The following is a 22333-nucleotide window of genomic DNA, read 5'->3' as shown; positions in this document are numbered from 1 at the left end:
CACAACTAGTCACCTCATGTAACGAGGAAAGGTAATGAGCAAGTCTTGTCGCACCGGATACGCCCTGATCGTCGGACTGGTCGTCGGGGTCATGTTGAGTGTCTCGGTGGCCGTGTATGCCGACCGCGACAATGGCGCGCAGTCCGCCCTGCCGGTAGAGGATCTGCAGCGCTTCACCGACGTTTACATGCGCATCAAGCGCAATTACGTCACCGAGGTCGATGACAAGGAGCTCCTGGACAACGCGATCCAGGGGATGCTGTCCGGCCTGGATCCGCACTCGGCCTATCTGGACGAGCAGGACTTCGAGGACATGCAGGTCGGGACCTCCGGCGAATTCGGCGGTCTGGGCATCGAGGTCGGCATGGAAGACGGCTTCGTCAAGGTCATCGCGCCGATCGACGACACCCCGGCCAGCCGCGCGGGCATCGAGGCCGGCGACCTGATCATCCGCCTGGATGGCGAGTCGGTGAAGGGCATGTCGCTGTCCGACGCAGTCGCCAAGATGCGCGGCGAGAAGGGCTCGGATATCACCCTCACCGTCCTGCGCGATGGTGAGGACCGACCGATGGAGATCACCATCACCCGTGACGTGATCCAGGTGCAGAGCGTGCGTTCGGAGGTCCTCGAGGACGGCTACGGCTACGTGCGTATCAGCAACTTCCAGCAGCGCACGGCGCGCGACCTTGTGCGGGCGATCGAGGACCTGCAGGAGCAGGGCGAGCTGAAGGGGTTGGTGCTGGATTTGCGCAACAATCCCGGCGGCATCCTGAACGGGGCCGTGGGCGTATCCGACGCCTTCCTCGAAGAAGGCCTGATCGTCTACACCGAAGGTCGGCTGGAGGATTCGCAGTTCCGCTACCAGGCCTCGCCGGGGGATGTTCTCAAGGGCGCGCCGATGGTCATCCTCGTCAATCGCGGATCGGCCTCCGCCTCCGAGATCGTGGCGGGTGCGTTGCAGGACCACCGGCGGGCCGTGGTTATGGGGCAGAACACCTTCGGCAAGGGCTCCGTGCAGACCATCCTGCCGTTGACCCAGAACACCGGGATCAAGCTGACCACCGCGCGTTACTTTACCCCCGAGGGCCGTTCGATCCAGGAAGACGGAATCGATCCGGACATTCGTCTGCAACAGCTCGTGGTGCAGCGCTCCGACAGTGAAAATGGCGGTGCCCGCATGGGCCGCGATGGCCTGCCGGAGGCCGTGGATGGGGACGATGACGAGGCCCTGGCCGAGCGCGACTATGGGTTGAGCGAGGCGCTGAACCTCCTGAAGGGGCTGGACTTCTACAACCGCCGCTGAGCGCGACCGACGGAGGATTGATGCCGAACGTACTGGTGCCCCTGGCTGCCGGGGCCGAGGAACTGGAGGCAGTCACCATCATCGACCTGCTGCGGCGGGCGCAATTCGAGGTCACCGTGGCCGGGCTGGAGCCCGGGCCGGTGACCTGTTCGCGGGGCACGGTGATCCAGCCGGATACCACCATGGACCAGGTGCTGGATACCGCCTTTGACCTGATCGTGTTGCCCGGAGGTCTGCCCGGGGCCAATCACCTGCGCGATGATGCCCGGGTTCAAGGGATGTTGCGCGCGCAGGCCGAACGCGACGGCTACCTGGCCGCGGTTTGCGCCGGGCCCAAGGCGCTGGCCGAGGCCGGACTGCTGGCAGGTCGCAGGGTGACCTCCTTCACCGGGGCGCTGGACGATGCCGGTATCCCGTCCACCGGGGCCCCGGTGGAGGTCGACGGGCGACTGGTCACGGGGCGTGGTCCGGGTGCCGCGATGGACTTCGCCCTGACCCTGATCGAACAGCTTGCCGGCCGCGAGGCCCGCGACGCCGTCGAACGCCCCCTGCTAAGACCCTGAATCCTCCATCCCGAAGCGCGCCAAGGCGCAAGAAAGTTCAAGAGCGATTTACAGGAAGGTGGGAAGATAGGAAGAAATTCTTGTTGAGTACTCCGCTGGTAATCGCGGTGCCCTCAACCCCTTCCAATCTTCCCGTCTTCCTGTCGATATTTTTTCCCTTGGTGCCTGCGTGGAGGAAATCACTTTTCGGTTATCCCACGGTGGCGTAGCGGGTTGCGGTGCCCAGCCAGCGTTCGATGAGGGCGGCGGCGCGGGGTGGGTCGGTCTCGACCTGTGCGGCCAGCGTGGTGGCCTCGTCCAGCAGGTCCTGGTCGCGGGCCCAGTCGGCAACGCGAAAGCTGCGATCGCCGGTCTGGCGGGTGCCCAGCAGCTCGCCGGGGCCGCGCAGCTTGAGGTCCACCTCCGCGATCTCGAAGCCGTCGTCGGTGCGGCGCATCGCCTCCAGGCGTTCGCGGGCGGTCTCGCCCAGCGGGGGGCGGTAGAGCAGCACGCAGGCGGAGGCCGTATTGCCGCGCCCGACCCGGCCGCGCAGCTGGTGCAGCTGTGAAAGCCCCATGCGTTCTGCGTTCTCGATGATCATCAGGCTGGCGTTGGGGACGTCCACGCCGACCTCGATCACCGTGGTTGCCACCAGCAGGTCGATCGCGCCCGCGCGGAAGCGCTCCATCACCGTGTCGCGCTCGGTTCCCTTCATGCGTCCGTGGGCCAGTCCGATGGTCAGCTCCGGCAGCGCCTCGCGCAGGCGTTCGGCGGTGGCCTCGGCGGATTCCGCCTCCAGTTGTTCCGATTCCTCCACCAGCGGGCAGACCCAGTAGGCCTGGGTACCGGAGCCGCAGGCGGCGCGGATGCGTTCGATGACCTCGTCGCGGCGCTCGTGGCTGATCAACGCGGTGCGCACCGGGGTGCGCCCGGGAGGGCGCTCGTCGATGACCGAACTGGCCAGTTCCGCGTACAGGGCCATGGCCAGGGTGCGCGGGATCGGGGTGGCGGTCATGATTAGCTGATGTGGCATCCGGCCGTTGCCCTTGTCGCGCAGGGCCATGCGCTGGTGCACGCCGAAGCGGTGCTGTTCGTCGATGATCGCGAGCCCCAGGTGGTGGAACCGGACCTCCTCCTGGAACAGGGCGTGGGTTCCGATCGCGACCTGGCGCTGGCCCCCGGCCAGTTCCGCGAGCAGCTGGCCGCGCTCGCCGGCGGTCTGGCGCCCCCCCAGCCAGGCGATCTCCACCCCCAGCGGTTCCAGCCACTGGGCGAGGTTGCGTCCGTGCTGGCGGGCCAGGAGTTCGGTCGGGGCCATGAAGGCGACCTGATAGCCGGCCTCCACCGCCGCCAGGGCGGCGGCGACTGCAACCAGGGTCTTGCCGGAGCCGACATCGCCCTGGACCAGGCGGTTCATCGGTTGTGGCCGGGCGAGATCGGCGAGGATCTCGCCGGTGACGCGCTCCTGTGCCCCGGTGGGCTCGAACGGGAGCTGGTCGCGCAGTTGTTGCCACAGCCGGCCGGGTGGCTGGATAACCGGGGCGCGGCGTGTGTCCTCGGGCATCCGGCTTTGCTGCATGCGCGCGAGCTGGTGGGCGCAGAGCTCTTCCAGGGCCAGCCGCGTGCGCGCCGGACTCCGGTTCTCCGGGGTGTCGAGGGCGCCCAGGGCCTCGGCCTGTGCCGGCGGGTGGTGCAACTGTTCCAGCGCGGCGTGCAGGCCGGGAAGGCCCTGCCGGGTCAGCTCGGGCAGCAGGTCGGGCAGGGCCTGCATGCCCGGCAGGGCGTGCGCGACCAGCTGGCGCAGCAGCTTCTGCGAGACGCCTTCGGTGGTCGGATAGATCGGGGTCAGGTGCGACTCCAGCGCGGGCGGAGTATCGCCCACGGTCTGGACCTCCGGATGCACGCATTCCAGCGCGCCGGGCATGCCGCGTGGCTCGCCGAAGGCGCGGATCCGCGTGCCCGGGCTCAGGCGCCGTTGCTGGTTGGCGCCGAAGTGGAAGAACCGCAGCAGGATCCGGGCCTGGGCGTCGGCCAGGGTCACCACCAGCATGCGCCGGCGGCGGTGGATCACCTCGGCCTGGGTGACGTGGCCCTCGAACAGCGCGGCCAGCCCCGGGCGCAGGGCGGCGATCGGGGTGAGCCGGGTGCGGTCCTCGAAGCGCAGGGGCAGGTGGAACAGCAGGTCCCCGGCCTGTTCCAGGCCCAGGCGTTCGAGGCGCTCGGCCACGGCCGGACCGACGCCCTTCAGCGTGGTCAGCGGGGCCTGCAAATCCACCGGTCGCGCTCGCGCGGCGCGATCAGCCGCGCGGGCACCAGGCGATGGCGTCCATCTCCACCTGGGCGCCCTTGGGCAGGGCGGCCACGCCGAGCGCGGCACGCGCCGGGTAGGGCTCGCCGAAGACCTCGCTCATGATCTCGTTGACCAGGGGGAAGTGGGTCAGGTCGGTCAGGAAGATGTTCAGCTTGGCAATGTCGGCGGTGCTCGCGCCCGCCGCCTCGAGGACCGCCTGGAGGTTGGCGAACACCTGGCGAATCTGGTCTTCGATACCGCCGCCGACCAGTTCCATGGTGGCTGGGTCCAGCGGTATCTGGCCGGAGAGGTACAGGGTGTCCCCGGTACGCACGGCCTGCGAATACGGGCCGATGGCGGCCGGGGCGTTTTCGGTCTGGATAATCTCGCGCGACATGCGGGCTCCTCGTGCAGGCGGGTTCGGGGGCTCGAACAGGCGAGTGGCCTGTTGCTGACGCGTCATTCTAGGGAAACGCTGATTAATGTACACATTCGCGGGGGCAACCCGGGTTTCCCGCGGGCGACGCCGATGATTTCGCCCCTCCTGGGTGGCGGGGCCTCGGCAGCGTGGCGTCAGGATGGATACACTGCGGACCCATCGGACAACGTGACAGAGGAAGCAGGCAATGACGGGATACGCACTGGCAAACGTGCTGCATGTACTGGCGGTGGTGATCTGGGTAGGGGGCATGTTCTTCGCCTACATGTTCCTGCGGCCGGTGGCCGGGCAGCAGCTCGAGGGCGCGGCGCGGCTAAAGCTGTGGGAGGGCGTGTTCGCGCGCTTTTTCCCCTGGGTCTGGGCCTCGGTCCTGGTGATCCTGGTGACCGGCTTCTACATGATCTTCGGGGTGTTCGGCGGCATGGGGGACGTGCACCCCAGCGTGCACACCATGCTGCTGCTGGGCCTGATCATGATGGCGATTTTCGCCCACGTGTTTTTCGCGCCGTTCCGGCGCATGCGCCAGGCCATCGCCGCGAACGACACCGAGGAAGGCCTGCGCCGGCTGGGGCAGATCCGCATCCTGGTCGGGATCAACACCGTGATCGGCCTGGCGACCATCGTGGTGGCCTCGGGCGGGCGCCTGCCGCTGTAAGTGCGCTACCAACGCGCAAGCGCCGGGTGCCACACGAGCCGGGGCGTGGCGGGTGGTTCAAGCAGGACGGCCGCGTTCTGGCCGAAGGCCTCCAGCCAGTCTGCGAGTAGATCGTCGGGCAGGTCTGCGATCGCCAGCGCGGGTTCGTCCGGCCATTGGCCGTCCGGGTCGCGATTGCGGGCCGGCCAGACGCGCAGACCGCTTTCGGCCACGGCCTTTTCCAGCCGGCGCTGGCGTTGCGTGTTTTCCGCGTTGGTGAGCGGCCGGCTGCTCGGGTTCCAGGCGGTTAGCAGCACCAGCCGCTGCAGGCCGCGAGCGGCCATCCAGGCCGCGGCATCCTCCGCCGGCCGGCCGATCTGCAGGCTGAGTGGGCCGTCTCCGGTATCCAGCTCGTAGTCGGCCCTTCGATAGGCCCGCTCCAGTTCTGCCAGCCGCCGCCCTGACGGGGGTGCTTCCGTGCGTTCGCGGCCTTTCCGGTTGCGGCCCTCTCTTGTATTGACAGACATCTCGCGGCACCCTCGCGGCTGGATCGTGCAGATGCGATCGATCAAACCGGGGTAACGGGATGCGCGTCAAGGATGTGACAGCGGTTGGTGGTGCCTGGCTGGCAGCCGTCGCGCGTGCATCCGTCGTCCCGCCCGCACCCCGGGGGGCTTGAGCCGCGATGCCTCCGCGTCCTTTCGTTCCCGGCCTGACCAGTGCCTTTGTCGTGGTGCTGCTGCTGGTGGCGGTGGTCGCCGTGGCCAGCTGGCTGCGCGTGCAGCAGCTGCAGAACGACGTCCAGGCGCTCACCGAAGAATACGTGCAGAAGGTGGACCGCGTGCATCGCATGCGCAGCCTGGTGCGCGAACGCATGCTGCGCGCCTCGCTGGTGATCAGCGCCGAGGACCCCACCCTGCAGGATCGTTACCACCGGGAATTCCGCGAACTGGCCGAGCGCTTCCTGGAAGCGCGCGCGGGGGCCGAGTTGCTGGCCCGGACGCCGCGTGACGCCGCGTTGCTCGCGGAACTGCGCGAACTGACGGCCACCGGCGCCCCGATCCTCTCCGAACTCGTGGACATTGCCCTCGCGGGCGGGCGCAACGAGGCACTGGCGATCCTGTATGCCGACGCCATGCCGGTGCAGGAAGAGGTGCTGGAACAGATGGAGGCCATCCTCCGGGCCTTCGAGCGCGACAACGAGGAGGCGGTGACCGCCATGGCGCAGCGCCACGAACAGGCGCAGCAGGTGACGCTGGTCGCGACCGCCCTGACCGTGCTGATCATGTTGCTGATGTGGATACGGGTGAGGCGACGGATCTGGCGCGACCATGACGCACTGCGCCAGGAGCTGGAAGGGCGCCAGCAGGTCGAGGCGCGCCTGCGCGAGACGCAGGCCGGACTGGAGGCGGCGGTGGCCCGCCGCACCGCGGCACTGCAGGAGACCACCGAGCGCCTGGAGGAAGCCCAGCGGATTGCCGGGGCCGGGTACTGGGACTGGGATATTCGCGGGCAGCGCATGAACTGGTCGTCACATGTCTACGAGCTGTTAGGTCTCGACCCCAAGACCGAGAGTGCGGGCTTCGAGGCCTACATGAGCGCCATTCATCCGGAGGACCGCACCCGGGTGCGGCGTGCGACCAACGAGGCCCTGGACCGCGAGACCTTCTACCGGGTGGATCATCGCGTGGTGCGCCGGGACGGCGGGATCCGCCATGTCCGGGTGGAAGGCGAGATCGATCGCGATGCCGAGGGACGGGCGGTACAGGTGCTGGGAATGGTGCGTGATACCACCCGCGACAAGGCCTCGGAGGAGCGCCTGTGGCACCAGGCGCATCACGATTCCCTGACCGGGCTACCCAATCGCAGCCTGTTGCAGGAGCATCTGCAGCAGGCCCTGCGTCGGGCCCAGCGTTCCGGCGCCGGACTTGCCCTGGTGGTCTGCGATCTCGATGGCTTCAAGCCAATCAATGACCGCCTGGGGCATGACGCCGGCGACGTGATGCTGGTGACCGTGGCGCGGCGCCTGCGCGAGGGGGTGCGCGACAGCGACGTGGTCTCCCGCGTGGGCGGCGACGAGTTCGTGCTGCTGCTGGAGAACGTCCGCGATCCGGATGCGGTGACCGGTATCGGGCTCAAGCTGATCGAGCGCTTCGAGGAGCCGGTGGAGGTGAACCGCGAGTCGGTCCGGGTCGGGCTCAGCATGGGGGCGGCGCTCTATCCCGGTGACGGCGACCATGCAGAGGCGTTGCTGCAGCGCGCGGATCGCGCGATGTACCTGGCCAAGGAAGAGGGCGGCAGCCGTATCGTGCTCTACCAGGAGTGCCCGGATGCGGCGCGGCGCGAGACCGATCTGGCGCTGCGTCGGCGCGGCGCGCTGGGTTGCGGGCTCGAGGACCCGTCCGCCGGCGACTGACGGCTCACAGCGTGTCCAGCCGCGCGACCAGTTGGTCGTGGGGCAGGGGTTCGCTGAACAGGAAACCCTGGAAGTGCGTGCAGCCCAGGGCCAGAAGCTGTTCCCGCTGCTCCGGGTGTTCGACGCCTTCGGCGATCACGTCCAGCTCCATGTTGCGCGCGATATCCACGATGTTCTCGATCAGCGTCCGGTCGCCGCCCACCGCCAGTTCCTGGACAAAGGACTTGTCGATCTTCAGCTCGTCCACCGGAAGGTCGCGCAGGTAGGCCAGCGAGGAGTAGCCGGTGCCGAAGTCGTCCAGCGCGATGCGGATCCCCAGCCGGCGCAGTGCGCCGAGCTTGGCCATGGCATCCGGCAGGTCACGCAGCAGGCCGGATTCGGTGACCTCGAGCGTCAGCGCGTGACCGTCCAGCCGGTATCGGCGCAGGCGGGCATGGAACTGCTCGACGAAGTCGGGGCGCGAGAGCTGCCAGGGTGACAGGTTCAGGGCTAGTCGCGGCGGGCGCAGACCCTCGGCCTGCCACTGCGAGAGCCGCTCCAGGGCGTGATCCAGGACCCAGTTGCCAATCCCGTGGATCAGGCCGGTCTCCTCCGCCACCGGGATGAACAGATCCGGAGCGACCCTTCCCAGTTCCGGGTGATTCCAGCGCAGCAGGGCCTCGATGCCGATCAGGCGGTCGGCGGCGTCGACCTGTGGCTGGTAGTGCAGGTCCAGTTCGCCGCGTTCCACCGCTTGGCGCAGGCCGTCCTCGATCTGCAGGCGCGCATGCGCCTCGTCCTGCAGGGCATGGCGGTAGAACTGCACGCCGCCGCGGCCGGCGCGCTTGGCCTGATACAGGGCGATATCGGCGTGGCGCAGGGCATCCGCCGAACTCTCGCCGGCATCCGGGTAGCACACGCACCCGAGGCTGGCCCCGACCCCGAAGGTGCGTTCGCCAATAACGATGGGGCGTTGCAGGGCCTCGAGGATGCGTTCGGCAATGGCCAGGAGCTCGGACTCGAGCACCTCGCGCGCTTGGTCGCGCGGGGGCAGTACCACGGCGAACTCGTCGCCCCCGAGGCGCACGATCAGCGCGTCCTCGGGGGCGTGGCCGCGCAGGCGGTCGGCGACCGCGCCGAGCACGGTGTCGCCCACCGCGTGGCCGAGGGCGTCATTGATGGTCTTGAAGTGGTCCAGGTCGATCAGGATCAGCCCGCCGTGCAGCCCACCGGCGACGGCCTCCTCGATGTGCCGGGTCAGGTCATCATGCAGGCGGGTGCGGTTGGCCAGTCCGGTCAGGGCGTCGTGGTAGGCCAGGGCATGGATATGCTCCTCGGTATGCAGGCGTTCCAGTTCGGCGCCCGCGCGGTCGGCCATGATCCCGAGGATCTCCATCGCCTTGTCGACATCCTCGACCGGGCGGCGGTTGACCATCGCGATATGCCCGAGCAGCGTGCCCTGGCTGTCGAGCATCGGGGCACCGAGGTAGCTCTCGGCCTCCATTTCCACCAGCATCTCGTCGCGCGGGAAGCGGCGCTGTACGTCGCAGGGATAGATGCAGGCACCGATATCCAGCACGCGTTCGCAGGGGGTCTCGGCCAGGTCGTAGCGAAAGTTTTCCACGATGCGCCCCTGGGCGCACAGGGCAACGGTCTCGACCACTCCGGGCTGGTCCGGGGCCTCGGTGCCGATCAGGGCATAGTCGGCTTCGAACAGATTGCTCAACTTGAGCACCAGCTGCTGGAAAAACTCCTCGCGGGAACGCGCCTGCAGGCCCTCGGCGATCAGACGCAGGGCATCCTCGCTGCGGTGTGCGGCGGTGATGTCCTCCTGCATCACGATCACGTCCTGGACTTCGCCGCGCGCGTCCTGCAGCGGGTAGACGCAGCCTCTCAGCCAGCGCTCGCCGACGGGGGCGGGGCTGTCTTCGTCGAGCCGCCCGTCGGGGGTGTCCGGGGGGGTGTAGGGCAGGGGGCCGATCTCGCGGTATTGCCCGCGCAGGGCGTCTTCGAGCGGTTCGCGGAGCTGGCGGTCAATGGCATCCGGTCGCTCCAGGACATTGCCGCCCGGACGGGCGGCACGGGCGCCGTGCATCCGCGCCCAGGCAGGATTGCTCTGGCGGATCTCGCCCTCGGGCGTGAGCACCTGGATGCCGATGGGCGATTGTTCCACCAGTGCGCGAAAACGGCCCTCCGAGTCGCGCAGGCGTTCGCCGGTCTCGCGGTTCAGGATCAGGCTCATCATGACCACCATCACCACGTAGCCGAACGGCGCGAGTGGTGGCATCTCGAGCGCGCCGGCACGGGCCAGTACGCCCTGTACGGTGAACAGCACGAAGACCCCGATCCCGCCCAGCAGGAGCAGGGTGGTGACCTGGCGGTGGCGTCTGTAATGCCGGATCAGCGTGGCCAGCGCGAAGCCGAACACCAGGAAGACCGCGACAACGCCGAAGCTGAACCAGGGGCTGATAGTGCCCACGGCCAGGGCCACGGTCTCGCCCCAGGGCAGTTCCAGGATGCGGAGTTCGTCGATGCTGCGGAACTGCATGCTGTAGGGCTGCAGGGTGTTGACGATCCAGGTGATCGCCAGCAGGACCAGCAACCCGGTGATCAGCCAGCGGGCGGAGGTGCGCGTATGCGCCGCGACGAAGGCGGCAAACAGCACGTAGAACGGGCCCAGAAGATAGACATTCAGCGTGAGTGCGCGGGTGTAGGCCTCGATGCTGTCGGCCTGGTAGGTCTGGGCCGACCCGATGGCGAGCAGAACCATCAGGGCGCACATCGCGGCGAACAGCCGGTGCTCGGTACGCCGCGCGCTCTGCCGGCTGTGCAGCAGGTGGCTCAGGGTGGCGTAGGCCGCCAGACCGGCGGCCAGATAGAGCGAGGGAACCAGGACGCCGTTCATTGGCTCTCCGGAGCGGTTTCCGCGTGTCGTAACATCCCTTTACTCCCCTGCGGCGAAGCGATCCGGGCCTGGTCCGGTGCTCGTGTGCCCTGTCGCTACAGTACAGTACAAAAGACCACGCGCGTCCGCCCAGGTTCGTGCAGCCGGCCGGACCGCGTCGGGCTAACGCGGTCTCTACGTCGGCGGATGGGCCTGCAGGCTCGGACTACAGATAGGGTGTGAGCAGGCGGGCGGCGCCGTCGCGCAACTGCGCGGGGAGCGGACGCGCGCGTACCTCGTCGAGCGTCAGGGGATGCGACTGCTCGCGCAGATGGTCGGCCCAGGTGGCCAGCTCCCCGCCCAGCCCGGCATCCAGGCATTCCAGGTTGAACTCGAAGTTGAGGCGCAGGCTGCGCGGGTCCCAGTTGGCGGAGCCGACCAGGGCCCATTCGCCGTCTACCAGCATCAGCTTGGCGTGGTTGAACGGGGGCGGCGTCAGCCACAGGCGGCAGCCGCGCTCCAGCAGTTCGGCCTGCTGGGGGCGGCTGGCCCATTCCACCAGCCGCAGGTTGCTGCGCGCCGGGATCAGGATGTCGACACGCACGCCGCGCAGCGCCGCGGCCTTCAAGGCGCCGGTCAGCGCCACGTCCGGCAGGAAGTACGGGGTGACGATGGTGACCCGTTCGCGCGCCTCGGCCAGGGCTGACTGCAGGGTGAAGTTCAGGACCTCGAAGTCCTCGTCCGGGCCGTCGGGCAGGCCGCGACAGGCGCGGGCCCCTGCGCTCTCGGTGTTCTCCGGGAACCATCGCGGACCGTCCAGGCGTTCCCCGGTGGCGAACAGCCAGTCCTCCGCGAAGACCCGTTGCAGCTGGCTGCAGGCCGGCCCGCGCAGCTCGAAGTGGAGGTCGTGGATGGGGCGCGGCCCGGGGTCGGTGTGGCTGTGACCGCGGCGGATGTTCATGCCGCCGGTGAAGGCGCGGGTACCGTCGATCACCAGCATCTTGCGGTGGTTGCGCAGGTTGAACGCGGCCAGGCTGCGCGGCAGGTGCACGGGCATGAACGCGGCGGCCGGGATCCCCGCCCGGCGCAACTGGCGCAGGGTGTTGCGGCGGCTGTAGCGGGCCCCGATAGCGTCGATCAGGATGCGCACCTGCACGCCCCGGTCCTGTGCCTGCTGCAGATGGGCGACGAAGCGTTCGCCCACCCGGTCGTAGTCGAAGATGTAGGTGGCCAGGGTGATGCTGTGGCGGGCCGCGTCGATGGCATCGAGCATGCGGGCATAGGTGCGGTCGCCGTCGAACAGCGGTTCGATGGCGTTGCCCCCCGCCAGGCGAAACGGGCTCAGGCGATCACCGGAATGCAGCAGGCGCCGCCAGCGTTCCGGGGGCTCGGCAAGGGTGGCCTCGCCGGCACTGGGATCGGCGATCAGGTAGCCCTCGCGCAGCGCGTGGGCCCGCCGGCGGATGCGGTTGACCCCGAAAAGCCAGTACAGGAGCGAGCCGCCCAGGGGCAGCAACACGATCAGACCGACCCAGGCGATGATGGTCCCGGTGTCACGTCGCTGCAGTAGCGCATGCACTACGCTGATCGCCGCCAAGGCGAAAACGGCGGCGGCGACGATACTGGCGATCCAGCCTGTATCGGGCACGAACGGACTCCTTGTGTGCGTTTTCGGATCGCCCCGTGGAACGTCGGGCGCGTGCCCGCTACAGTACGCGGGCCCGGTCCGGGGTAAAACCCCGGCCCCTCCACGTTCGCGAGACCATCGATGACCGATATCGAGACCCCCAGCCTGTTCGCCAACAGCGGCGAGCAGCTGCCACTGAAGGACTTCACCGAGAAGGCGTACCTGGACTACTCCATGTACGTGATCCTGGACCGTGCGCTACCGCATATCGGCGACGGCCTGAAGCCCGTGCAGCGGCGGATCATCTATGCGATGAGCGAGCTGGGGCTCTCCGCCACCGCCAAGTACAAGAAGTCCGCGCGCACCGTGGGCGACGTGCTTGGAAAGTTCCACCCGCACGGGGACTCGGCGTGCTACGAGGCGATGGTGCTGATGGCGCAGCCGTTCTCCTATCGCTATCCGTTCGTCGACGGGCAGGGCAACTGGGGCTCGCCCGACGACCCGAAGTCGTTCGCGGCGATGCGCTATACCGAGTCGCGCCTGTCGCGCTATGCCCAGCTGCTGCTCTCCGAGCTGGGGCAGGGCACGGTGGACTGGGTGCCCAATTTCGACGGGGCACTGGAGGAGCCGAAGATGCTCCCGGCACGGTTGCCGAACGTGCTGCTGAACGGCGGCTCCGGGATCGCCGTGGGCATGGCCACCGACATCCCGCCGCACAACCTGCGCGAGGTCGCCGCCGCCTGCGTGCACCTGCTGGAGCACCCGAAGGCAACGGTGGCCGAGCTGTGCGAGCACCTGCCGGCGCCGGATTTCCCCACCGAGGCCGAGATCATCAGCCCGCCGGCCGACTTGCGGAAGGTCTACGAGACCGGGCAGGGCTCGATCCGAGCCCGCGCGCGCTACGAGCGGGAAGGCGACGACATCGTGGTGACGGCGTTGCCGCACCAGGTCTCCGGGGCCAAGCTTCTGGAGCAGATCGCCAGCCAGATCCGGGCCAAGAAGCTGCCAATGGTCGAGGACCTGCGCGACGAGTCCGATCACGAGCACCCGACCCGCCTGGTGATCACCCCGCGTTCGAACCGGGTGGACGTCGAGGCGCTGATGGCGCACCTGTTCGCGACCACGGACCTCGAGAAGACCTACCGCGTGAACATGAACGTGATCGGCCTCGACGGCCGGCCGCAGGTGCGCGACCTGGCGGGGCTGCTGGGCGAGTGGCTGGAGTTTCGAATCGAGACCGTGCGCCGGCGCCTGCAGTGGCGCCTGGAGAAGGTGCAGGCCCGGCTGCACGTGCTGGAAGGCCTGCTGATCGCCTATCTCAACATCGACGAAGTGATCGCGATCATCCGCGAATACGACCAGCCCAAACCCGAGTTGATGAGCCGGTTCGGCCTCTCGGACATCCAGGCCGAGGCGATCCTGGAGCTGAAGCTGCGCCACCTGGCAAAGCTCGAGGAGATGAAGATCCGTGGCGAGCAGGACGAGCTCGCGAAGGAGCGCGACCAGCTGGAGAAGACCCTGGGTTCCGAGCGCCGCCTGCGCACCCAGGTGCGCCGCGAGATCGAGAAGGACGCCGAGGACTACGGTGACGCGCGCCGCTCGCCGCTGGTCCAGCGTGCCGCCGCGCAGGCGCTGGACGAGTCGGCGCTAGTGCCCACCGAGCCCCTGACCATCGTGCTCTCGGAGAAGGGCTGGGCACGCGCGGCCAAGGGCCACGACGTGGATGCCACCGGTTTGAACTACAAGGCGGGGGATGCCTTCCAGGCCGCGGTCACCGGACGCAGCAACCAGCCGGTGGTGTTCATCGACTCCACGGGCCGCACCTACACCATCGCCGCGCATACCCTGCCGTCGGCGCGTGGCCAGGGCGAGCCGCTGTCCGGCCGGGTGAACCCGCCGGAGGGGGCGCGCTTCGTCGGTATGGCCACCGGGGCGGAGGAAGATCGCTGGCTGCTGGGCTCCGATTACGGCTACGGCTTCATTGCGAGGCTCGGCGATTTGCTGGGTCGTCAGAAGGCCGGCAAGAGCGTGCTGAGTGTGCCGGCCGGGGCGGCCGTGCTGCAGCCGGCGTCGGTGCGCAATCCGCACGAGGATCACATCGCGGTGGTGACCACTCGCGGCTACCTGCTGGTGTTCCCGGTGATCGGTCTTCCCGAACTGGCGCGCGGCAAGGGCAACAAGCTGGTCGGTATCCCGTCGGCCGCGCTCAAGGACGGCTCCGAGCGGGTGCTCGGGGTGGCCGTGCTGGGCCCGCAGGACACCCTGATGGTGCATGCCGGCAAACGCTTCAAGGCGTTGGCACCGGCCGAATGGGCGGAGTATGTCGGCGAGCGGGCGCGGCGTGGGCGCCAGCTCCCGCGCGGTTACCAGAACGCGGATCGCCTGGAAGTGCGTCCGGCCTGAACCGAGAGGCCTGCCGGTGGTCAGTGAAGCGGGTGGCGCTTGAATTCGCCCGCGCTGTCCCGATTGTTGCGTCAACCCCTGGTCATTATTGATGGAGTACAGGAAAGCTTCATGAAACGTATTGTGCTGTTTCTGGCGACCAACTTCGCCATCCTGATTGTCCTTAGCATCACCCTTCGCATCCTCGGGGTGGAAAGCATCCTCGACGAGCAGGGGGTCGATCTCGACCTGACCGCGTTGCTGATCTTTGCCGCCGTGTTCGGTTTCGGCGGCTCGTTCATCTCGCTCGCCATCTCCAAGTGGATGGCGAAGAAGACCATGAAGGTCCATGTGATCGACAAGCCGCGCAATGCCACCGAGCAGTGGTTGCTGGAGACGGTGCAGCGTCAGGCCAAGCAGGCCGGGATCGGCATGCCGGAAGTGGGGATCTACGACTCGCCCGATCCGAACGCCTTCGCCACCGGCATGAGCAAGAACAATGCCCTGGTGGCCGTGAGCACCGGGTTGATGCAGAACATGGGGCAGGGCGAGGTCGAGGCCGTGCTGGGGCACGAGGTCGGCCACGTCGCCAACGGCGACATGGTGACGCTGGCGCTGATCCAGGGCGTGGTGAACACCTTCGTGATCTTCCTGTCGCGCGTGATCGGTCACTTCGTGGACCGGGTGATTTTCAAGAACGAGTCCGGTCACGGGCCGGCGTTCTGGATCACCGCCATCGTGACCGAGATCATCCTCGCGATCCTGGCCTCGATCATCGTGTTCTGGTTCTCGCGGCAGCGCGAGTTCCGCGCCGACCAGGCCGGGGCGGAGCTGGCCGGTCGTGACAAGATGATCGGGGCGCTGGAGTCGCTGGCACGGGCCTCGGGCCGCCCGGTGGACATGCCCGACCAGATGGCCGCCTTCGGGATCCGCGGCGGTATGGCCCAGGGCCTGAAGAAGCTGTTCATGAGCCATCCACCGATCGAGCAGCGCATTGCCGCGTTGCGTGCCAACGGCTGAGCAACCGCGTTCGGGTGCAATACAAGGGCCGTCCTTCGGGGCGGCCTTTTTCGTGGGCGGCCTCGGCAGTCAGACAGGTCTCAGCCGGTCCGAATCCGGATGGCGGCCATGGATCCGGGTGCCGTGTGACGCGGGAGGCTGCGTTTCGCGGTGCTCGCTCACACCCTGCAAGACTTCCAAGCGCCCCGCCCGGGGCGTCCCGGCTGCGCTCAGTAGCATCGTAGGATGCGTTGAGCAGAGCGAAACGCATCGGTTTCGCTCAATAGTAGCGGCCGCGCCCGGGCTGGCCGCCGCCGGCGAGGGCCGCGTCGCCGACGAACGGATTGCTGCGGCGTTCCTCGCCGAAGGTCGACTCCGGGCCGTGGCCGGGCACGAACCGGGTGTCGTCACCCAGCGGCCAGAGCTTGTCGGTGATCGATGCGATCAGCGCGCGGCCATTGCCGCGCGGAAAGTCGCTGCGCCCGATCGCGCCGTGGAACAGGACGTCCCCCACCAGGGCAAGCCGACTCTCGGGGTCGTGGAAGACCACGTGGCCGGGGGTGTGGCCGGGGCAGTGCAGTACCCGGAGCGTGGTCTGCCCCAGTTCGACGGAGTCGCCGTCTTCCAGCCACTGGTCGGGCACCAGCGGCGGGATCTCCGGGAAGCCGAAGATCTGTGCCTGGGCCGGGAGCTGGTCCAGCCAGAAGGCGTCGTCGCGATGCGGCCCGATGACCGGGGCGCCGGTGCGCGCCGCCAGCTCGGCGGTTGCCCCCACGTGGTCCAGGTGGCCGTGGGTCAGCAGGATCTTCTCCAGGTGAACGCCCTGGTCCCGGGCAAGGCGTTCCAGGGTCTCGGCATCCGCGCCTGGATCGACCCATGCCGCCGCTCCGGTGTGGTCGCACCAGATCAGGGTGGCGTTCTGCGCCAGTGGTGTGACGGGGTGGCTCAGGTGACGAAGCATGGCGGTGAATCCGTGAACGCAATCGATTTTTGGCGAGTCCCCGGCGGCTCGTGTACGCACCCGGGAATAGATTTGGCACAAGCGCGTCTTAAGGGGTATGCAGGTCTTCAAGAGTACGTGATGTGACGAGATGGTGAAATTTGCGACCCCCTGCGCTTTCACCAGTTGACAACAATATCGTCATATTAGAAGATTTGCATACGCTAATCGCTGTCCCCCCTGTCAGCGGTTAGTGGACTCCTCCATCCTCCTTTGGTGGTTTTCTTGGCGCGGGCTTCGACCCGCGCTTTTTTTTGCCTGCAATTCGCTCGCGCGTCCCGGCGTGTCTACCATGTCCCCTCCCCGGACATCCTGCGGATCGCCAACCTGCCATGCCCCGACGCCTGAACAGCCTGCGCACTGCGGTGTTGTCTTTCGTGCTGCTGCCGCTCTTGTTGCTGATGGCGGCGGTGGTGGCATTGGGTCTGCGCGAATTCCAGATCCAGATGGAGAACCGCATGCAGGAGGATATCGAGCTGGTGGCGCGCTCGATCCGGCTGCCGGTATCCAGTGCGATGCTGCAGGATGATGTCTCCGGCGTGCAGCAGTCGCTGGATTCGCTGTTCCAGATCGAGGAGGTGTTCGGGGTGTACGTGTACGACGCCGAAGGCCGGATGGTGGCCGCCAGCGGGCCGCCCAGCCCGACCCTGCAGCGCCGCGGAGAGGCCCGTGTCATCAGCGAGACCGGGAGTCTCGGTGCCTTTGGCGAGCATCAGGGTCGCGAGACCTTTTCCTTCTTTCTGCCGCTGTCCGATCCGGCCGGGCGGATTGTGGGGCTGTTGCAGGTAACCCGTGATGTCACCCCGTTCCGTGCCTTCGTGACCCAGCTCCAGTGGCAGGGCGTGTTGCTGATGCTCGCGGTCAGCGTCCTGTTTCTGATGGTGGTGCTGCTGGGATACCACCGCGCCGTCGGCCGGCATGTGTCGCGGCTGATGGACGCAATGCACGCGATCGGTGATGGCCAGCGTGGCCTGCGCGCCCCGGAGGACGGGCCGGCGGAGTTGCGCGGGTTGGCGGTGTCGATGAATCAGATGATGGAGCGCCGCGAGGCCTCGGAGGCGGAACTGGAGGCGCAGCGGCGCGAGCAGGTGCGCCTGGAAGAGAAGCTGAGGCACTCGGAGAAGCTGGCGGCGATCGGCCAGCTGGCGGCGGGCGTGGCGCATGAACTGGGAACGCCGCTCGGGATCATTGCCGGGCGGGTACAGCGCGCTGTCCGGCACCTGCCGGAGGCCGACCCCGCCCGCAAGGAGATGGAGGCACTGCAGGCCGAGCTCGAGCGGGTGGAGACCATCGTGCGGCAGTTGTTGGACTTTGCCCGTCGCAATCCGCTGCAGGAACGCCCGCTGGACCTCGCGCAGCTGGTCGGTGATCTGGTCGAGCGGGTGCGGGATCGCCATGCGGCGCGCGCGGTGCGGTTCCATGTCGAGGGCGGGCCTCTGGTTGTGGCAGCCGACCGGCTGCGTCTGGGCCAGGCGCTGGAGAATCTCCTGGAAAACGCGGCGCAGGCGGCGGCAGGGGAGGTCCGGGTCCGCTGGCAGATGGAAGAGGACCGGGCCGTGGTGGTGGTGGCCGACGACGGCCCCTCTGCCGGGCGCGGGATCGGCGACGAGCAGGCCGCGCGCCTGTTCGAGCCGTTCTTTACGACCAAGCCCACCGGCGAGGGAACCGGACTGGGGCTGGCCGTTGTCCAGGTGGCACTGGAGGATCACGGCGGTACGGTGATGCTGGATCGTAGGGTGCCCGGCGAGACCCGTTTTGTCGTGTCCCTTCCGCTCACCACGGATGACCCGCAGGAGCCGAGCCCATGAGCGAACCCTTGAATGCGCCCGAGCATGCCCCCGCCGTGTCGCGCGAGGCGGTCCTCGTCGTGGAGGACGATCGCGGGCATCGCGAGTTGCTGAACGAGGAACTGACCGAGGCGGGATACGCCGTCACGGCGGTCGGCAGCGCCGAGGACGCCGCGCAGGCGCTCGCGCAGGAGGCGTTCAGCCTGGTGGTGAGCGACCTGCGCCTGCCCGGCGCCGATGGCTTCCAGGTGCTGCACGATGCCCGCGCCCGGGTGCCGGCACCCGGGTTCATCATGCTCACGGGGTTCGGAACTATCGACCAGGCGGTGGCCGCGCTGAAGGCCGGGGCCGATGATTTCCTGACCAAGCCGGTGGATCTCGATCATCTGCGCCTGGCCGCGGACCGGGTGACCGAGGCAAGGCGCCTGAAGGACGAGGTGCGCCGGTATCGCGAGGTGCTGGCGCAGTCCGATGGTTTCCACGGCATGCAGGGACGCAGTCCGGCCATGCTGCAGCTGTTCGACCTGATCCGGCGGATCGCGGCCGCCGACGGCAGTGTTCTGATCACCGGCGAGTCCGGGACCGGCAAGGAGCTGGTGGCGCGAGCCCTGCACGCGGAAAGTGATCGCGCCGCCGGACCCTTTGTGGCGATCAATTGTGCCGGCATCCCCGAGGCCCTGCTGGAGTCGGAACTGCTGGGGCACGTCGCGGGCGCCTTCAGCGGCGCCAAGGGCCCACGGCGCGGCCTGTTCACGGAGGCCGATGGCGGAACCCTGTTCCTGGACGAGATTGCCGAGATGCCGGTGGCCATGCAGAGCAAGCTGTTGCGCCTGTTGCAGGACGGGCGTGTGCGCCCGGTGGGGGCCAACGAGGAGATCGAGACGGACGTGCGGATCGTCGCCGCCACTCACCAGGACCTGCAGGCGCATATCGCCGAGGGTCGTTTCCGCGAAGATCTCTACTACCGCCTGGAGACCTTTCGCATCGAGATCCCGCCGTTGCGCTTGCGCGGCGACGACATCGAGCAGCTCGCCCTGCAGTTCCTGCAGCAGCAGGCGCTCGCGCGCGGACTGCCCGAGCGGCGCCTGAGCCCGGAGGCCCTGCGTGCACTGGTGCGCTATTCCTTCCCCGGAAACGTGCGCGAGCTGGCGAGCCTGATGGAGCGCGCCGCCACCCTGGCCGCGGGCGAGGTGATCGAGACCCGCGATCTGCCGGAGCGCGTGTTCGAGGGTGGGGGCGCGAGTCCCGGCGCGGCGGGTGGTGACGGGCCGGAGGCAGGCGCACCGGTCCCGGGGATCGGCGACGATTGGCAGTGGCCCACCCTCGAGGAGCGCGAACGCGACTACATTCAGCGGGTCCTGGAACATGTCAACGGCAACAAGCAGCGCGCCGCGCGGATCCTCGGCATCGGCCGCAAGACGCTGTATCGCAAGCTCGGGGAATCCGATCCCTCGTGACATCCTGACCCGGGTCGGTCTGACTCATGTGTCATTTTGACCCTCTTTCCCGCTACCCTGCGCGCGTGCCGGAGGCGCGTCGATCATCCTTAACTGTCTGTTATGGAAGATCTTTGTCTGGCCTTCCGTGTTCTGGCACGGCGTATGCTCCTCCTCTGGGCAGCAATCGAGGAAGCGGAAACGCGATGCCGTATCCATTCCTCCACACACGGTTGCGCGGAGTGGGCGAATCGCCACGGACCCCCGGGTCGCCGGCCGCCTCACTCCAAGATCCGAACGATCCAAAGGATACAAAGGAGCAAGATGATGAATATGCGCAAGACGATGCTCGCAATGGCCCTGACTTCGCTGTTCGCCGTGGGTGGCGCGGCCTCCGCCCAGTACGGCGGTGCCGAAGGCGGCGCTGGCGGTGGCGACATGGGCGGTGCCCAGGGTGGCCAGCCGCCGGCCCAGGAAGGCGGTGCCGGCGCCGGTGGCGGTGCCCAGGGTGGTCAGCCGCCGCAGGGTGGTGCCCAGGGCGGCGCGGCCCAGGGCGGGGCCCCGATGCAGGAAGCCCCCGAGGTTGACCTGAGCGAAGAGGACATCGACACCTTCGTGACCGCGTTCGTCGCGGTGCAGGAAGTGCGCGAGGACTTCGCCGATCGCCTGCAGAATGCCGAGGACGAGACCGAGGCGCAGTCCATGCAGCAGGAAGCGCAGGATGAAATGGTCAACGCCGTCGAAGATGCGGGCATGAGCGTCGAGGAGTACAACGAAGTCGCCATGGCCCTGCAGAACGACCCGGAGCTGATGCAGGAAGTGCAGGAGCGCGCCGAAGCCCAGCTGTAAGCGGGTAACGCGAGCCTCCCCGGGCCCTGGCGCCCGGGGTGCAGGGGGCCGCTCTCCGGGGCGGCCCCTTTATTGTATGCAGGGATGCTCGCGCAGGCGCCGGCCCACCACGTCGCCCGAGTGGGTGCGGCCTGTCTCGCGAATTGTCCCTTTTGCTTGAATCGGGTGAAGGGAAGCGTTATTCTTGCGCGCTTTCTGAATCGCCCCGACCTCGGAGCATCGAACATCATGAGTACCATCAGCGCCAAGCCGGCCGAAGTCGAACGCGACTGGTTTCTCGTCGACGCCGACGGCAAGACCCTCGGCCGACTCGCCACCGAGATCGCACGCCGCCTGCGCGGGAAGCACAAGCCCGTGTACACGCCGCATGTCGATACCGGCGACTACATCGTCGTGATCAACGCGGAAAAGATTCGCGTCTCCGGCAACAAGGCCATGGACAAGAAGTACTTCCACCACACCGGTTACCCGGGTGGCATCAAGGAAGCCAACTTCACCCAGATGATCGAGCGTCATCCGGAGAAGGTGCTGGAGCTTGCCGTGAAGGGCATGCTGCCGCGCAACCCGCTTGGCCGGGCCATGTTCAAGAAGCTCAAGGTCTACGCCGGTACCGAACACCGGCACACGGCCCAGCAGCCGCAGCCGCTCGAAGTCTGAGCCGCCAGAATCAGCAAGGGAATCGATCCGAATGGCTACCAATCAGTATTACGGCACCGGCCGCCGCAAGACCGCCTCGGCGCGTGTCTTCCTGCGCCCCGGTACGGGCAACATCACGGTTAACGAGAAGCCGCTGGACGACTTCTTCGGCCGCCAGACCTCGCGCATGGTCGTGCGCCAGCCGCTGGAGGCGACCGAGTCGACCGACAACTTCGACGTGATCGCAACCGTCGAAGGCGGTGGCGGCAACGGCCAGGCCGGCGCGATCCGTCTGGGTATCGCCCGTGCCCTGGTGCAGTACAACGAAGAGCTGCGCTCGCCGCTGCGTCGCGGGGGTCACCTGACCCGTGATGCTCGCGAGGTGGAGCGCAAGAAGATCGGCCTGCGCAAGGCCCGTCGTGCAACCCAGTACTCGAAGCGTTAAAATACGCGCCGAGTTTCGGGCTGCACCCGACCCGGTTTACTGGGGGATCGTCTAGCGGTAGGACTACGGACTCTGACTCCGTCAACCCAGGTTCGAATCCTGGTCCCCCAGCCATTTATGGAGGAAGGCCCCCTTGTGGGGCCTTTTTTCATGAATCGTTGGAAGATCTCAGGATGAGAACCTGCAAGGTTCGACGGTGAGGCGTAGCCGAGCCGAACAGCGCCGTTTGCGGCGCTGGCCCGAAGGGCGAGGCGCATAGCGCCGAGTAATCCTGGTCCCCCAGCCATCCATAGAAAAGGGCCCCCTATATATAGGGGGCCCTTTTCTATGGATATTTGAGCGGGCCCAGGGTTCGAACCTGGAAGGTTCGGCGGAGCGCAGCGGAGCACTGCACGCGCGGCGCGCGTGCAGCCCCGAAGGGGTGAGGCGGCGCAGCTGCCGAATCATCCTGGTCCCCCAAGCCGTGCGCGCCCCGCGATGCACCCGCATCTCGCATGAGCGGGCACCCACCTGGGGCACAATTCCCGGGCCAGTCCGTTGTGGCCCGTGGATGGCGATGTTTCCCCCAGCCTCATCGATTACCGGAGGAGGCGGCTTTCGACCCGCTTCCTTCCCCCGTTCGTGATGGACCCGGTCCCGGCATCAGGCCCTCGCTCAATCCCGCCCCGCCTCCGCTACAATCCCT

Annotated in this window: 17 protein-coding genes, 1 tRNA gene and 1 other RNA gene; 13 read left to right on the top strand and 6 right to left on the bottom strand. The window is 67.8% G+C overall.

All coding sequences use genetic code 11. The annotated features are described in order from the left end of the window. The first annotated feature begins 34 nt into the window (after positions 1–34). On the top strand, positions 35–1303 hold the full coding sequence (locus tag F817_RS0108205; protein WP_024327192.1) for a S41 family peptidase: 1269 nt from the start codon (positions 35–37) through the stop codon (positions 1301–1303). Positions 1304–1323: 20 nt separating this feature from the next. Beyond that, complete coding sequence (locus F817_RS0108200; protein WP_024327191.1) at positions 1324–1866, top strand: DJ-1 family glyoxalase III; 543 nt, start codon at positions 1324–1326, stop codon at positions 1864–1866. A gap of 190 nt (positions 1867–2056) precedes the next feature. Here F817_RS0108200 and recG read toward each other — a convergent pair whose 3' ends face one another. Beyond that, positions 2057–4222: an ATP-dependent DNA helicase RecG gene (gene recG / locus F817_RS0108195; protein WP_304412456.1), complete on the bottom strand. Its 2166-nt coding sequence runs from the start codon at positions 4220–4222 to the stop codon at positions 2057–2059. Next, positions 4143–4532 (bottom strand): RidA family protein, encoded by a 390-nt coding sequence (locus F817_RS0108190; RefSeq protein ID WP_024327189.1) that lies wholly within the window; start codon positions 4530–4532, stop codon positions 4143–4145. The genes recG and F817_RS0108190 overlap by 80 nt, the downstream gene beginning before the upstream one ends. 229 nt (positions 4533–4761) lie before the next feature. On the opposite strand from F817_RS0108190, the gene F817_RS0108185 reads away from it, so the two are divergent. Continuing rightward, positions 4762–5229 (top strand): CopD family protein, encoded by a 468-nt coding sequence (locus tag F817_RS0108185; protein WP_024327188.1) that lies wholly within the window; start codon positions 4762–4764, stop codon positions 5227–5229. A gap of 5 nt (positions 5230–5234) precedes the next feature. On the opposite strand, the gene F817_RS13760 is transcribed toward F817_RS0108185, so the two are convergent. Then, positions 5235–5735, bottom strand: coding sequence for a DUF3293 domain-containing protein (locus tag F817_RS13760; protein ID WP_042799116.1), 501 nt, complete (start codon positions 5733–5735; stop codon positions 5235–5237). A gap of 158 nt (positions 5736–5893) precedes the next feature. On the opposite strand from F817_RS13760, the gene F817_RS0108175 reads away from it, so the two are divergent. Further along, positions 5894–7624, top strand: coding sequence for a diguanylate cyclase domain-containing protein (locus F817_RS0108175; RefSeq protein WP_024327186.1), 1731 nt, complete (start codon positions 5894–5896; stop codon positions 7622–7624). 4 nt (positions 7625–7628) lie between these two features. On the opposite strand, the gene F817_RS0108170 is transcribed toward F817_RS0108175, so the two are convergent. Beyond that, entirely contained in the window at positions 7629–10508 is a 2880-nt protein-coding gene (locus tag F817_RS0108170; protein WP_024327185.1) for an EAL domain-containing protein, read from the bottom strand. Between the two features lie 205 nt (positions 10509–10713). Then, positions 10714–12135 (bottom strand): cardiolipin synthase, encoded by a 1422-nt coding sequence (cls, locus tag F817_RS0108165; protein ID WP_024327184.1) that lies wholly within the window; start codon positions 12133–12135, stop codon positions 10714–10716. A 120-nt stretch (positions 12136–12255) separates the two neighbouring features. Between cls and parC the strand changes: the two genes are divergently transcribed. Beyond that, positions 12256–14517 (top strand): DNA topoisomerase IV subunit A, encoded by a 2262-nt coding sequence (gene parC, locus F817_RS0108160; protein ID WP_024327183.1) that lies wholly within the window; start codon positions 12256–12258, stop codon positions 14515–14517. A gap of 111 nt (positions 14518–14628) precedes the next feature. Continuing rightward, positions 14629–15516 (top strand): protease HtpX, encoded by an 888-nt coding sequence (gene htpX, locus F817_RS0108155; RefSeq protein WP_024327182.1) that lies wholly within the window; start codon positions 14629–14631, stop codon positions 15514–15516. Positions 15517–15775: 259 nt separating this feature from the next. Here htpX and F817_RS0108150 read toward each other — a convergent pair whose 3' ends face one another. Then, complete coding sequence (locus F817_RS0108150) at positions 15776–16456, bottom strand: MBL fold metallo-hydrolase (RefSeq protein WP_024327181.1); 681 nt, start codon at positions 16454–16456, stop codon at positions 15776–15778. Positions 16457–16827: 371 nt separating this feature from the next. On the opposite strand from F817_RS0108150, the gene F817_RS0108145 reads away from it, so the two are divergent. The 7 genes from F817_RS0108145 (at position 16828) to F817_RS14180 (ending at position 21934) form a co-directional block, all read left to right on the top strand. Next, a complete protein-coding gene (locus F817_RS0108145; protein WP_024327180.1) occupies positions 16828–18303 on the top strand; it encodes an ATP-binding protein in 1476 nt (491 codons plus the stop codon). Continuing rightward, complete coding sequence (locus tag F817_RS0108140) at positions 18300–19739, top strand: sigma-54 dependent transcriptional regulator (protein WP_051132336.1); 1440 nt, start codon at positions 18300–18302, stop codon at positions 19737–19739. The genes F817_RS0108145 and F817_RS0108140 overlap by 4 nt, the downstream gene beginning before the upstream one ends. Positions 19740–20045: 306 nt before the next feature. Continuing rightward, positions 20046–20567, top strand: a complete 522-nt coding sequence (locus tag F817_RS0108135; protein ID WP_024327178.1) for a DUF4168 domain-containing protein — start codon at positions 20046–20048, stop codon at positions 20565–20567. A gap of 228 nt (positions 20568–20795) precedes the next feature. After that, entirely contained in the window at positions 20796–21224 is a 429-nt protein-coding gene (rplM, locus tag F817_RS0108130; protein ID WP_017940583.1) for a 50S ribosomal protein L13, read from the top strand. 31 nt (positions 21225–21255) lie between these two features. Next, positions 21256–21648 carry a 30S ribosomal protein S9 gene (gene rpsI / locus F817_RS0108125; RefSeq protein WP_024327177.1) on the top strand — a complete coding sequence of 131 codons (393 nt, stop codon included), beginning with the start codon at positions 21256–21258 and terminating at the stop codon, positions 21646–21648. 40 nt (positions 21649–21688) lie between these two features. Further along, positions 21689–21762: transfer RNA gene (locus F817_RS0108120), tRNA-Gln, on the top strand. A gap of 36 nt (positions 21763–21798) precedes the next feature. Further along, a non-coding RNA gene (locus tag F817_RS14180) (RtT sRNA) lies at positions 21799–21934 on the top strand. Positions 21935–22333 lie beyond the last annotated feature (399 nt).

This window comes from Thioalkalivibrio sp. AKL19, from assembly GCF_000420165.1.
Taxonomy (GTDB): Bacteria; Pseudomonadota; Gammaproteobacteria; order Ectothiorhodospirales; family Ectothiorhodospiraceae; genus Thioalkalivibrio.
Note: the sequence above shows the minus strand (reverse complement) of the source record. Positions and strands in the feature narration are given on the sequence as shown.